Source organism: Citrobacter sp. Cm046 (assembly GCF_030333065.1).
Lineage (GTDB): Bacteria > Pseudomonadota > Gammaproteobacteria > Enterobacterales > Enterobacteriaceae > Citrobacter > Citrobacter murliniae.
On record NZ_JAOWGP010000040.1, the window covers coordinates 179,583 to 194,144 of the forward strand.

A 14,562-nucleotide genomic window follows, 5' to 3' on the forward strand; every position below is an offset into this window, starting at 1 on the left:
AATTAAGGAGCACTAAATTGTCGAATCAACTACCTCCAGTAAACCATGATGTCTCTGAGCCCTGGTGGGGGCTGAAACCGGGCATCACTCCGTGTTTTGGCGCACGACTGGTACAGGAAGGCAACCGCCTGCATTATCTGGCTGATCGGGCCAGTATCGCCGGTGTGTTCAGCGATGCGGATTTACGCCATCTCGATCAGGCATTTCCGGCACTGCTCAAACAGCTGGAATTAATGCTGGTTTCCGGTGAGCTCAATCCCCGCCATCAGCACTGTGTCACGTTATATGCAAAAGGGCTGACCTGTGAAGCAGATTCCCTCGGATCACATGGCTACATTTATACAGCAATGTATCCGACACCAGACAACAGCATAACCCGGTAATCCCACCCCATAATCCCTCATTCTTTTTAACCCGACTTCATTCAGGAACATTTTATTATGCAGACCTTATCCGCCATCCCGACGCGGAAGGCACCGTCACACCCGACGCCCGTTGAAATCTGGCAGCAACTTCTTACGTATCTGTTAAAAAGACATTACGGCCTTTCGCTTAGCGACACGCAATTTTCCGATGAGAAGATTATTACGCAATATATTGACGCCGGTATCTCACTGTCAGATGCACTCAATTTTCTCGTTGAAAAATCTGAACTGGTGCGGATTGATCGTCCCGGTTTCTCCATTAAGCATCAGTCCCCTTTTATCGGGGTGATTGATATTCTCCGGGCCAGACGGGCAACGGGTTTGATGCAACGTAACGGGTATAAAAGGATCACTCTTCTCATCGCTGGAAATGCAGCTCAGGAGCAACATTCATGAAACTATCCCTGACGGCAGAAGCCGATGCTATCAATATACTGGCCCTCAACATGGGTCGTATCATCGTGGATATCGATGGCATTGAACTGAACGACATTATTAACGCGATCTGCGACAACGGATATTCACTTCGTATTGCTGATACCCCCGGAAAGCGGGTTGTTGAAGATCCATTACTACCCGCCGCCCACCTTACCGGTATCCATTGCAGTACCGCGCATATCACCGAAGCCGACAACACCCTGCTGTACAAACAGTCGCATCAGCATGAAGACTTTAGCGAGTCAGAATGGATCCATTTTTCGGGCACCGGCTATCTGCTCCGTCTGAGCGCGTGGTCATTTCCGGTGTTGCGGCTAAAACGCCTCGGTTTGTCGAAAGCCTGTCGTCGTCTGGTGGTAGCACTTATGCGTCGTTACTCCGTCAGCATTATTCATCCTGATGCCTGTGGCGAAGTGCTGCCAGGTTTTCCCACATTTGACTGGTAACCCAACATCAATCACCACAAAAATATCTATTTCCAGAGTTAACCACTGAAATCGCTCTCGATAGTCTGACTGGCTGGCTGCAGGACAATATCGATAGCGGTACGAGGATCATCTTCGACAACGACGAAGGCAACACCGGCTCAGCAAAGTTGTTGCCCTGGATTGAACAGGCGCTCAAAGATGTTCGGGATCTCCGCCATCTGCAGCTTCTGCAACAGGCCAGAACAGATTAGCCCCCGAGCCAGACTTATCACACGCACATAAGCGCCAGTCCTGACCGACTGACGTTTTATTTTATAAAAGGAAAGAAACGATGCCAGACCTCACTCTCACCGAACCCGAAATATTAACCGACCATACCGATGTGATTTGCTCGACCAGCATTGAACGCATCGTCACCGGACGTAATGCCGCGCTGGCGCAGATCGAAGAGCTAATGCAACAACTCGACGATATTTCAACCCTGACCCGCAGTATCGGTGGCAAAACCGCGCTGGACTGGGCTATGAAGCAGGACTTTCGCTGTGGCTGCTGGCTGATGGAAAAAAGAGAAACAGCGATGAAAGCCATTACCCGTAATCTCGATCGTGGTATATGGCGCGATTTAATGAAAAAGTCAGGGATGCTTTCCATCATGGACGCTCAGGCGCGTGATCAGTGGTACAGAAACCTTGAGGGAGAGAACATTCCTGCAGTCAGCGAAGCCAACATTCTGAGCACTTTTGAGCAACTGCATCTGAATAAAGGTGATGTGTTTGAGCGGGGTGTCATTAACGTCTTCAAAGGGTTGAGCTGGGATTTTAAGACGAACAGCCCCTGTAAATTTGGAGGGAAAATCATCGTCAGTGGACTAGTCAAATGTGACCGGTGGGGATTTGGGCTTCTCTGGGGCAGGCAACACGATCGGTTAGCTGACCTTGAGCGGATGCTGATGCTTCTGGACGGAAAACCGGTTCCCGACAACCGTGCCGACGTCACCCGTCGTCTCGCCGATCATATCCATGAAAACAGGCACAGCAATCGTTACGAGGATGAGATGTTTGCAATCAAATACTTTCAGAAGGGAACTGCTCATATCACCTTTAAGCGGCAAGAACTGGTCGATAAGCTGAATGACATCATCGCCCGTCACTACCCTGGAATGCTGGCATCCGGACAGTAATCAGGGGCCTGCGCATATGTGAAATGTCAGTACCAGTGCAGTGTTAAACAAACCCCTTGCCAGGTTCGCCTGCTTATGGACAAAATGATACTGGCGTTCCTGGTGCTTTTCTTCTGGTGGTTTGTTACTGGATTCTGTAACGTACCAGGAGCGTCACCAAACAAAGGACCATCATAAAGTATCAACACATCAGCCTGAGGCGAGTATCCCCCTTATCGTCACCGATTCGGGTTTCGGATTCATACCAATCGGGAATGAGGGTACAAATGAGGGTATAAATATAATCAAATCAAAAATTTTGATTGCAAATCATAAAAATAAAACAAAACATCGATTCCGAGTCCGGCACCAAAATTTAGAAAAACCAGCCTTAGGGCTGGTTTTTTGCTTTCTGAAGGATGCAGTAGATTTGTGGTCGTTCTGACTGCAAATGTCACCAACCTCTCGCTGAGCGGCGCTCGTTTTTTTGATACAAGGTGTGGCAACGTTTTGCTCAGCAGTAGGTGCTTCCGAACGAAATACCGGCTTGTGACTGAAGCCCCGGAACTATTAAAAAGTACGCATAATTAAAATGAGTATGCTCACATATCCACTGATATCTGCATATAAATAGTTCATAACGCGTGTTCAACGAACAAGCGTCTCACTATCATTCAAAACCTCAATTTTTTTTAGCATTTCCAGATACACTTTATGAACCCCTATTGCTTGCCCAATAGCACATGGAGGAATAGCATTTTCTGATCTGGAAGAACTCTCCCGACGAGGAATACTATATGCATACCAACTGAAATAACCATTGACCTGAAGGTCATTGATAGCATCCAGCATATCCACGCTCATTGAGGAACCATAGCGATCTACCAGTCTATCGAGACGATTAATACCAGATGTTATATGAGTACGAAATATATCATTCCATGTGCCGCCATCAGGCACAGAGAAGAAAGTCTTTGGTCGCAATTCCAGGCATGTGTTCTGAGCCTTTTCCAGCATCGGCTTCTTAAGCATTAAATCAAAAGAGATGTTGTTATCACTGATGTATTTACCACCATTATTTTCAATGTAAAGACTTCGAAAAGGTGATGCTATAGAATTCAAACTTTTTGATATTTCTAAGTTTATAATTTTGCCAAGCTTTTGTTTTTCTAATTTAATATGTTGTTCATTTTCACGCTGTTGATACGTAGAAACAAATGAGTAAATGAGTGCAAAAACTACTAAAGCGAGTGTGAAGCGTCCTGGAATCGTAAGTTTTTTTAGGCCGGACTCATTCTTGTCCCATGTATTACCGATAATTGCTATCAGAGCAGAACCGAAAGCCAGAAAAATTGGAATGTATTCCATATATAACTCCTTAAAAACTGTTCTAAATAATATTAGAACACAAAAAAATCAAGTTCGCTATAAACCGCAGTAAATGCAACAAAACATAAATATAACGTATTAAATATTTACCTTAGGAAGCCATTAATATCGACACTCTCTAACATGCGATAGATTATTTATCTAAAACTTAGCATAAAATACTCTATCCAGACACGAGTATTTAAGTTCCCCGAATCCGATTCCAGACACCACTATTTAGAAAAACCAGCCTTAGGGCTGGTTTTTTGCTTTCTGGCACCAAAAAAGTAACTCGAACTCAGTCAATTGCCAGGACTGACTGAATTCGATCTAGTTAGTTTGAGTTACTTAAAGTTATATTTAATACCAATCATCGCTGAAGTATCGTTATAACCTTTATCTCCAATCTGCGCGCCAATATTACCCCAGATATTGAGCTGCGGATTAATTTGCCCCTCAACACCCGTTTTAATTTCACCCAGATCACGTGCGCCTTCTTGTCGGATACTGACCCCATCCATTGTTGTGCCAAAGTTACGGGTATTGTGGATCCAGTTCACTTCCACAAACGGCTGGAACTCTCGTGCGTTGCCATCATCAATTGCACTGTGGCCTTTCAGGAAAGTACGGACTCCCAGCCGAGTCTGGATATTGCCATCTCCTTTGCCGCTGACGTGAGAACCATTCGATTCACGATGATCGTCTGCTTCAACCCCCATCCAGATAGCTTGTCCCTGCGGCTGGATAAACCATTCGTTTTCAGAACCTTTACTTCCGGTGAATTCACCGAGCTTGTGCGTATAACCCAGCTCCAGCGATCCGGTAATCCCTTTCGATTTGTATGATTCACTCTGAATACCCTGGCCTTTGACACTATTATTAAACCAGTTGTACTGCGCCCATGTATCCAGATAAGCCCCCTGATGCGTTTCATCATTGGCATACCATGTTGCATAGACCCCAGCACTGTAACCATTCACGGAACCATCAGAACGATAACCTGTAGATGAGGAGCGCGTATTGCTGTTGTTATGTCCATACCCGGCCATCACGCCAAGATGCCAGCGATCCAGCCCATCGCCACTCCAGCGGGCAATATCGCTACCAATCTGCATTACATAGCGATTACTCTGGGTTTTCAGCTGGCCGCTACCGTCACGCCAGTTGTTATGTCCACCGACATGACGCATCCACATACTTGTCACTTTCTGCTCGCCTGTCAGCGCGTCGATGTACTGGGTTTCACCCAGACGATCGTGCAGACGGGTAACAAACATATTATTTGCTGCCGCCAGGTTTGCCGTGTAGCTCCCACCCTCCGGGCGCAGATCTTTATCAGTATCAGGATCTGGTTTCGGATCCGGGTCTGGATCTGTTTTACCACTGGTCAAATACCAGTTGCCACTGTTCTCATCCTGACCACGCCCAAGAGTATAATCATAAGCGCCCGCCACAATACGACCTGCTTGCGTAAATTCACCATCCGACTGCCCGTCTACGTGGATCACTTCAATACCGTCGATCGTGGCAGCCCCTTTCCCACCAGCATTAGTGACGCTAACTGAAGTTGTGCCGCTGGTATCACCCTTCACAACCAGCTTATCCGTTACGGAATCATCATTCCCCAAAGCAGTGTTTAATGAAAGATGGCCGTCATTACCCGCATAATTGCCATTAACTACCAGTTGGTTGCCCGCCAGTTGGCCATTCACGCCGGTCTTAATAGTACCGCTGTTAGTGAGATTGCCTCCCACCGTAAACAGAAGATCATCGCCAGTCCCGGTACCAACCTGCACTCTCCCTGCGTTATTCACATTGCCAGCAACACCACCGACACCAGAGAGCATGCCAAATGTCGCAACATTCACCTGTGAACTGGCAAGGATAACCGGCGACGTTGCGTTGCCCAGCACTAAGCCGCCCTGCTCAATATCCGTTTGCCCGGTCCAGGCTGCGTTATCACCTACGGTAACGGAGCCTGCGCCCAGTTTGGTCACTCGACCACTACCATATACATCATTATTGAGTTGCCAGTCAGTGTCGCTGTTCAATACCAGAGAGCCCGTATTACTCACATCCGCACTGCCCAGGTTTTCTGCAATAGAAGCGGTAAGTTGGGAATCCGCATCGATAGAGAACTGACCGGTGAAAGCGCTGTTATTGCCTACCAGCACAACATCACTGCCGTTGAGTTCAACCAGCCCGGCATCACTGATATTATTGTATAGATTGCCTGCGGCCTTACCGATCGATAGCGTTCCTGCCGCTACAATATCACCCGAACCAAGGCCCAGGGTCGTGTTCATTAACACGCGGGCACCTTCCGCGATGGTGGTTGTCGCCGTCAGCGTACTGTTTTCACCAGTAATGGTCAGCGTATCGGCATTCACATTCAGCTCACCACTTCCCGTTAACACACCGTCTGCTGAGCCGCCGTGCTCAAGTGTCAGGCTACCACCGTTAATATTCAGCAAAGAGCCTGCTGCCGCAGCTAGCTTACCGATAGTCTGGCGATGACCATTCATATCATACCCGGACTCTGTCGCCAGACGCAGTTCGCTGGTCTGCCCAAGAACATTATCATTTTGCATCAGAAGGTTGCCGCTGCGTACATCGGTAACGCCGGTATAATCATTATCCTGATTGGACAGTGATACCGTCTGGCCTTTCTGGCTGTCAAACGCCAAATCTCCGCTCCCGGTTACACGGGCGCTGAGATCCGCCGCATTGCCGGTCTTGCCGTTTGCATCCAGTACCAGCGCATTATCTCCAGATGCCAGCAATTCTACCTGCGTCAGGCCATAGTTAATGTACAGGCCGTCATCACTCGCACCGCCGGTGAGACGATAGTCATAAGTCCCTTTCGCCACGACCTCGCCGTTTTGACTGATATCGACTTCCACGCCATCACTAATGATATTGCCATTGCTATCAGTCAGCGTCAGGTTACCCGCACCGCCTGAAACAGGGGTATCTGAGGTAGCCAGTTGGATCAGCGACTGCGCATCGTCCTGTTCAAGCAGTGACTGCGTGGTATCAGCCAGCGGACGATCGTTGCTGATCGTGCCAGTATCAACCTGCACGGTACCGCGCCCGGAAAGATCCATCTTCCCTGAATGAATAGTCCCTTCAGCGTTACTCTGCCCAGGGGTCACACCGTCAAAACTGACCGTACCGCCGTTAAAGGCGAGTCCTCCAATCTTCTGCTCGCCAACAGCCACATGCGTCACGCTACCCGTACCCGCACTTAATGTCGCCTGGCTCAGCGCCAGAGTATTCAACCCCGCCAGTTCAAAGGTGCTGTTGCTCAGCGCCAGCGTGCCATTGAATCCGTCTGCTGCATTGTTGCTGGTAAAATCGAACGCATTACCGCTGGCATCCACCTCTACCGTACCGGTACCCGCCAGATGACTGTTAAAGACATACGTGCTATTGGATTTCAGCGACAGCGTGCTGGTCTCGTCGACGCTATAACCAGTATCAGCAGCATCGTTTTGATTATCACCCAGCGCAAATGTGACATTATCAACGGTAAATACGGAGCCAGCAGTGAGATCAATATGCTCCATACCACTGATAGCATCAGTACGATTCAGGATGTACTGCGCGTTTTTCAGTTGAAGTGTATCTCCACCCGCACCACCATTAAGGCTGGTAAACAGCGATGTCTCCGTCTCTTTAATATCATTGAGCACATACAAATCGTTACCGCTTCCGGTCGTGACGTCCGTGGCCGTACTACCAGAATCCAGCGTAACCGTGTTATCGCCGCTCATCAGATTAACCTGTCCGACAATGCTCGCGCCTGCGGCGTTTGTAAACGCAACCCCGGCCCCCGTCAGCATTTCCACTGCTTTTTGCGAGGCATCCAGCGCTTTAATCACACCTTTATTAATGAAACTTTCCAGTGCACCATTATCAGCGTTGACCACCGCATGGCTTGTTGACTTCGAGGTTAGCTCACCAGATTGTTCAACATTTTTGGTTGTCCCCCCAATAATCAGCGCTTCACCGCCGTCACTGTCGAGCACGTTAACGCTGACACCTGTTTTCAGATCGGTTGACGCATTGGTGACAATCCCTTTGCCTGCAGCCTGTTCGACGTTGATCACCAGATTGCGTGAGTCGGACATATCCAGCGTTTGATCGGTTTCGCTACCGTCAATATTTTCAAACAAAATCCCCGTGCCACTACCCGTTACGGTAACAGTACCGGAGTTGGTTTGCGCCAGCGATGCGCCGGTATGAATACCAATACCGTTACCTACGCTTACAGTAGTATCTTTTAACTGGATGCCCGCAATTTTAGCGACGTTTTCAATAGCACTCCCTTTGCCAGCGCTGTCCATCGTAATGGTAGCGCCATCAACAGTCAGGCCTTTCGCGCCGTTAGCCAGCAGGATGCCATGCGCGTCTCCTGCTGCTTTGGTTTCCCCCGAACCGGTCAAGCTCAGCGAGGCATCATTGCCAACAAGATAGGCTGCTGTGCCATCCGTCGCGGTTACCGTCGCATCGTTTTTAACAACCGAATCAGCACCTTCAATACTGACCGCGACACCATTAACGTTAATATCACCAGCGTTATTCAGCGTGCCGCCAGAAACCAGGACGCCAGTGCTGCCCGCCTGGGCGAAATCAATAGTACCCTGGTGGTTAAGCGTACCACCGTTGCGAGCGATGTAGCCGAAGGCACCATCCGCTGTGTTGCTGGTATTCAATGTGGCATAGCTGGTAAGTACAGAGTCGCCCTTCAGACTCGCATCAACTTTCCCGGACAGATCGTAATAATTACCATCAACAATCCCGGCAGTGGTCCCTTTACCGGAGAGCTTAACAATCACCGCATCTTTAGTGATAACACCATCAGCACCGCCTTCCACACGCACGCCAGTGGCACCGTCGCCCGTGATGCTCAATGATTGCGAACCGGAATCAAAATGGCTTCCCGTCCCCGTCACTTGCAGAATAGTGGAGTCTTTGCCTGATGCCGTCATTGTCGTACCTGATGACCCACTACCATCAAAGGTTGCACCGCCTTCAATACGGTATAGCGTTGACCCTTCAGTCGATACGTCCTGCAGGGTCGAAGAGGATGCGTTGACTTTAGAACCGCTACCGTAAACAAAATAACCGATTTGGTTCTTACCACTGTCAAAAGACATTTTACCCGTATCGGTAATATCGATCGTACCGCCATCACGAACATGCAGACCAATCGCGTTATCTGCAGCAAGACTGACACTCCCGCTCATGGTCAGTCGTGAACCCGATCCTTCAACCCAGGCACCAATGTTTTTCTGCGTACTGTCGGTTGTACTGCCATTGGTGATGTTGATGCTGCCGGAGTGAATCGCCTCGCTCCCTCCCTGTAGCTCAATCCCGCTGGCACTGTACCCATTCAGATTGATCTTGCCGCTGTTTTCCAGACCTTTCGCGCCGTTAATACCCATCAGCCCGGTATTTTGCGCTGACCCGGTACCATTGATATCGATAACACCATTTTGCTTAACGCTGATGCCATCTGGCGACTCGCTACCATCCGCCTTGATAGCAACAGCATTTTCTACTTTTTCCCCGATAGTAATGTTGCCGGGGTTATTGATAGTCCCACCTTTCACATACATACCAATGGCGGGGAGCGTCACCACAACCTCACTGGTCGTTTCATCTTTTACCGCCTGGGCGGTACGTCCGATATAGAGAGTCCCGTTGTTTGTCGCAACGACATTATGCTGAGCAAATACACCGTAGGTGTATACACTATCGATGGATTGCACTGGTTCACCGCCAGTCGCAATATTCATTACGCCATTATTTATAAACGTTGCCGTGTCGTTCATCAGCAAAGCGTAAGCGTTATAAATATCCTGGTGAGAAGCGAGGTTGATAATGCCGTCATTCTGCACTTTCGTGGTACCTGTCGACAGAATCGCGGTATGCGCACCGACCCATGCGTTTTTCACATCAAGACTGGTACCCCCGTCAATAACACCGTTGTTATTCACGATGCTGTCCTGTGCCGAAATGACATAATCGCCCCCCGATGCACCAGCAGCGGTCCCTAACGTACCGTTGTTGTTCAGCGTGGCGCCTTTGGTCAATGTCACCACGGAGGTATCACTGAACACAGCCTGAATATTTGCATCAGCAGAAATATTAACGACAGAGTGCGCTCCGGTAGCTTTTATGAAACTATTCACATCCCGGTTTGCAAGCTGCAATACAGCATCGCCGGCCGGGATCTTGGTATCGAAGTGGATGCTTTTTTGTTCCGTGGAATAGGCTTTGTTTAACTCCGCCTGATAGTCTGCAGGTGAGAGTTGGCCCGCCTCAACAGCCTTCACCAGGGCATCATTATAGGTTTTTAAATCATCAATATTGTTAACGGTATACTGGCCTAACGCACTGGAGAAGGTGCCATTGTAAGTTGCGGTATTAAAGCTAAACGTTTTTCCAGAAGTATCCGCGACATTACCGATGCTACCGCTTTGCACGATAGTTTTAGAGTTGTAGTTCAGTACGGCATCTTTTGTATCGCTGGCGCTGGTCTCAACGTTATAAATCCCGGAAACCTTAGTGACAGCGTTAAACTTGTTCTCTGTGTGTTCTGCCCAATCGTTTCCCTTTGAACCGATATTGACATCAAGCTCACCACCCGACTTTACGGTTGCCAGCTTCATATTGACATACTGTCCGTTGCCAACTGCAACCCCCAGATATGTCGTCAGATCGCCGATATTATTAGTGGAGAAATTATTACTGTCGTAAACCTGTATTGTGCGTGAGGCTCCAGTGACAGGATCGACATATTGAATACTGTGCGTACGACCACCTAATGTCGTTTGTTTCAGGTTTATATTTTCACTACCAGATGAAATATACCCGCTATCCATTGCCTGCTGAATTGTCATCGTCTGGAAACCAGATGCCCCGGAAGCAATACTGCCATATCCTTTAGCGCCTGTGACGATATTCATCGTTTCACCATCGCCAACAACAAGCTGACCAACACCATTACTATTGGTATATGGTGTGTATTCTGGCAGCACATAATCAGCGGCCAGAGCATTTACCGACTGCGTCGCGAATACTGCACCAATTATACTTAACGCCAACGTTGATAAATTAAAGCGATAGTTATTAACTCGAATACCTACGTCGCTATTAGTTTCTACTGAAGCACCAGATCGATTAGCCAATTCAGAAACAACAACTGCACACGAGCGCGACACACTCCATACCACTTTATAAATCTTATTCATAATTACCTTTCCGAAGGACTCCACGATGCCTTTATTTACTGGCAAATTTTCGTGGTCACATAGCAGTAGATGAACTCATGAATATACAGCGGACGGACACGACTTCTTCGCTGGAAGTTTTCCGCTGAAACATTGAGCAACTTGTACTCGACGGATGGTATTACTCAAGCATAGCAATATCTATTTATATCGAAAATTATACATTATATAGATAATATGACTATAAATTTAAGTCAGTAAAGATTTTTATGTTAGCGAAGTACAAAAAACAACCAAATGGTTGATAATGATATGTATAAATTTTGTAATTTACATAACACACTCACATCACAACAAATAAACAATTCCAGCTTATTAAAAGACTGCAAAAATTCAAATGATAATAAGTCTCCATTCATTTAAAATTAGAATTTGAATACAGACAAAGATATCTATAAGACTAATCTCATACTATAATCTTTATAATAAAAAGTTCAACCCACTTGATTTGCAAAAAATTACATTCATGGACGATGACTACGACTGCAGTTGGAAAAACTTCACTTCACAATTCGCCAATTTTGCAGGTTCAAAGACTTTGCTTGTCGTATATAATAAGCGAAAAGCATCACACGCTACTGGCCAATGTTTTAAGTCTCTTGATGCTTTGCAATTTTTCTATTATTTTATTAGTGTGATTTTTTAGCCCTTTCATGAAGGGTGAAACACCATCTTCTAAAAACATCGGTCATTTACAAATCAATCAATGACCTAATGACTCTGGAGAACCTTAATCGTTATGAGATAAATATTACCTCGCCACACGTTGATATTAACGCGCCTGATCCCTTATCAACTTGAGCAAATGAATAGCGATGCAGAAACACAAAATCTTGTCCGTATCAGCGCTTTTCAGTAACGTATCAATAGAATAATGAAGGTAAGAACCATGAGTAAGAACGAAGTAATTCCTGTTTAGCAGAAATGATAGCTACTGTTGTGCGCCTTAACATTCCGGATATCCGAGGGAATAACGACATATTGGAACTGTATGTTTCAGGGAGTTTTTATCAAAAAAAAAACGAGTCTAGAATAAAACCCCTCAAAAAAACCAGGTATTTGTATCAAAAAAATACGCATCTATAGATATTTAAACTGATACTTTAAATTTTTATGTCAAAAGAAAAAAATAAAACACTACATTTTAGGCAATCAGGCAGTTCATCATTCTGCAACAAGAAAGAAGAATTGTGATGGTTTATAATTAAGTGATACTCTGTTAATGAATAAAAAATGAAATATATTATTAACAATGAAGTTACATTCAGAAGTGATGACGGTGTTTTGACAAGCCTGAGTATACCTGACAATTCAGTAATGCTATCTATTACAGCAAACCGAATCCTGACTTATCTGCTGCAGCAGCAAGGGAAAGTCGTCGCCAGAGAAGAGATGTTCATCAATGTCTGGGACAAAAATGGTCTGCAGGCATCAAATAACTCACTGAGCCAGTATATTTCCCTGATTCGCAAAGGATTGCTGGAGCTTGGTTGTGAGCAAGAAATCATTCAGACTGTGCCACGCGTGGGCTTTTTTATTGCTGAGGGTTTAATATCTGTGGCAGAAGAGCATCCTCGTGTCTCCTTCTCCCCCCCTCACATCGCTAAAATCATCCCCCCGATTTCGAAGCGAGTAAAAATAGCGCTGCTCACTACCATCTGCCTCTCGCTGTTTATGCTTTCTTACCCGGTAATGTCTTTATTTAGTGGCAAAGAAAACAGCATTCCTGTCCTGCCATTGCACAAACTCGGCAACATTGACCAATGTCCGGTTTATACCCTTTATAAAAGTTCGCAAGAAGTGGCTCCAGTCAAGCTTGAGCAGGCCAGAAAGATGGCTGATTTACACCTGAAATGTCAGCCCGGTGCATCATTTATTTTTCAGCCTGACGACCTGTATGTTTACGGCGAAAAGGGGCGTGTTTTTCTGTCCCGCTGTACTTTCAAAAATGCAGAAAAAACGAAATTTGCCGGATGCAAGGATGTATATATACATGAATATTAAAAATAAAATATTGCTTTCTTCCTCAGCCATGTTGCTGGTATGCAGCGCCCTGTTAAGTCTTAATGGTGTGACAGTCATTCCTGCTCATCACGGGATAAGTGTGCGCTGCATTTCCATACTTTCGCTTCCTGAACTACCTGGAGGCGGGAAATACAATGGCAGCCTGATGGTTCAACTCCAGAAAGATAACACTGGCATTTTGGATTTTGCTGGCGTCATATCAACGCAAGCAGAATCAGGCAACCGTCCCGAAAAACAACTCATCTTGCAACGTTCTGTCAGCTTCGATTATCGAATTGAAGAAAACGGTACTGTGTTTATGAACGAGATGAAAATGAACAAACATAATATCGATGACGTTCCTGATAAGTTGTTTACCCGTAATATATTTGACCTGTCTATGCCTGAAAAACGCGTACAGATTTATGAAATTAACAACGCTTATCTGTTAGGGAATACCTTTTCTCCGACAAACGTTTGTGTCAGCAAAGCAGAGTACCAAAGCTAACGGCTTATCCTGACCTGTCCCTTTTCAAGGTCACCTCAACCCGTTCCTGTTTACCAGTAAACATATCCGATAAGCACACCTTCCAGCCTGGGTGTGGAGTTTGCCTTGCATATAGTATCGAATCAAAACCATATTGACAGGCGATTCTGCCTGCGCATACAATCGAATGATACCGAGTCGATACTATTATCCCACAGGGAGAGTCGCCATTTTCTTTCACGCGGGTTGGCCGGTATGACGGGCTAATGCATCCGTTCACGCGCTGCTGCTTTGCGTCGAGGATGTATTTAAAGTTACCTTCGTAAACCAATGCTGCCGGGTAAAGTAAACCAGTAACTGATACTAACCCGCAGATCCATGCGGATTCTGGAGAGAACATGAATAAGATTCGTCATCCGCGCGCACCAGCCCTGACTGTTGAACGCTGGTTTAATACACCACAGCCGATAACCCTGGAGTCACTGCGCGGCAAGGTCGTGGTGATGGAATCATTCCAGATGCTGTGTCCAGGCTGTGTATCTCACGGGTTACCGCAGGTTTCTCGCGTTTACGCCACTTTTCCGCAGGATAAGGTGGCAGTGATCGGGCTACACACTGTTTTCGAACATCATGATGTGATGACCGCACAAGCGCTGAAAACCTTTCTTTCAGAATACCGTATCCCCTTTCCCGTCGGAGTGGACATGCCGTCTGCGGAAAGCGACATTCCTCAAACCATGCAGGCCTACACTATGCGCGGTACACCGACACTGACGTTAATTGATCAGCAGGGATACTTACGCCAGCAATATTTTGGTCAGGTAGACGACCTGGCACTGGGGGCAGAAATCGGCGCGTTGTTGAGCGAATCTCTGTCTGTTCCCTCAGAAGAACCTGTAACATCAGGGTGCAGCGATGGCCAGTGTGCACTGTAAGTCCAGACCCAACACCA

The 14,562-nt window shown here is 46.7% G+C and carries 10 protein-coding genes; 8 read left to right on the forward strand and 2 right to left on the reverse strand.

The window, feature by feature from the left end; genetic code table 11:
* Nucleotides 1-17 precede the first annotated feature (17 nt).
* The 5 genes from OGX98_RS12930 (at nucleotide 18) to OGX98_RS12950 (ending at nucleotide 2,471) form a co-directional block, all read left to right on the forward strand.
* Nucleotides 18-383 (forward strand): type IV toxin-antitoxin system YeeU family antitoxin, encoded by a 366-nt coding sequence (locus tag OGX98_RS12930; protein ID WP_047358708.1) that lies wholly within the window; start codon nucleotides 18-20, stop codon nucleotides 381-383.
* Nucleotides 384-440: 57 nt separating this feature from the next.
* Complete coding sequence (locus OGX98_RS12935; RefSeq protein ID WP_047358707.1) at nucleotides 441-821, forward strand: TA system toxin CbtA family protein; 381 nt, start codon at nucleotides 441-443, stop codon at nucleotides 819-821.
* Entirely contained in the window at nucleotides 818-1,309 is a 492-nt protein-coding gene (locus OGX98_RS12940; RefSeq protein ID WP_047358706.1) for a DUF5983 family protein, read from the forward strand. Before OGX98_RS12935 ends, OGX98_RS12940 begins: the two co-directional genes overlap by 4 nt.
* Entirely contained in the window at nucleotides 1,303-1,542 is a 240-nt protein-coding gene (locus OGX98_RS12945) for a DUF957 domain-containing protein (RefSeq protein WP_075206725.1), read from the forward strand. The genes OGX98_RS12940 and OGX98_RS12945 overlap by 7 nt, the downstream gene beginning before the upstream one ends.
* An 80-nt stretch (nucleotides 1,543-1,622) precedes the next feature.
* Nucleotides 1,623-2,471, forward strand: a complete 849-nt coding sequence (locus OGX98_RS12950; RefSeq protein ID WP_047358705.1) for a DUF4942 domain-containing protein — start codon at nucleotides 1,623-1,625, stop codon at nucleotides 2,469-2,471.
* A gap of 627 nt (nucleotides 2,472-3,098) precedes the next feature.
* Here OGX98_RS12950 and OGX98_RS12955 read toward each other — a convergent pair.
* Both OGX98_RS12955 and OGX98_RS12960 read right to left on the reverse strand, forming a co-directional pair.
* Nucleotides 3,099-3,818 carry a hypothetical protein gene (locus OGX98_RS12955; RefSeq protein ID WP_200009983.1) on the reverse strand — a complete coding sequence of 240 codons (720 nt, stop codon included), beginning with the start codon at nucleotides 3,816-3,818 and terminating at the stop codon, nucleotides 3,099-3,101.
* A 344-nt stretch (nucleotides 3,819-4,162) separates the two neighbouring features.
* Entirely contained in the window at nucleotides 4,163-11,080 is a 6,918-nt protein-coding gene (locus OGX98_RS12960) for an autotransporter outer membrane beta-barrel domain-containing protein (RefSeq protein WP_286595362.1), read from the reverse strand.
* A 1,272-nt stretch (nucleotides 11,081-12,352) separates the two neighbouring features.
* Here OGX98_RS12960 and OGX98_RS12965 point away from each other — a divergent pair.
* From OGX98_RS12965 to OGX98_RS12975, 3 genes are all read left to right on the forward strand, one after another.
* Nucleotides 12,353-13,123: a winged helix-turn-helix domain-containing protein gene (locus OGX98_RS12965; protein ID WP_286595363.1), complete on the forward strand. Its 771-nt coding sequence runs from the start codon at nucleotides 12,353-12,355 to the stop codon at nucleotides 13,121-13,123.
* Nucleotides 13,113-13,631, forward strand: coding sequence for a FidL-like protein (locus OGX98_RS12970; protein WP_048220566.1), 519 nt, complete (start codon nucleotides 13,113-13,115; stop codon nucleotides 13,629-13,631). Before OGX98_RS12965 ends, OGX98_RS12970 begins: the two co-directional genes overlap by 11 nt.
* Before the next feature lie 377 nt (nucleotides 13,632-14,008).
* Nucleotides 14,009-14,545, forward strand: coding sequence for a redoxin domain-containing protein (locus tag OGX98_RS12975; protein WP_286595365.1), 537 nt, complete (start codon nucleotides 14,009-14,011; stop codon nucleotides 14,543-14,545).
* Nucleotides 14,546-14,562 lie beyond the last annotated feature (17 nt).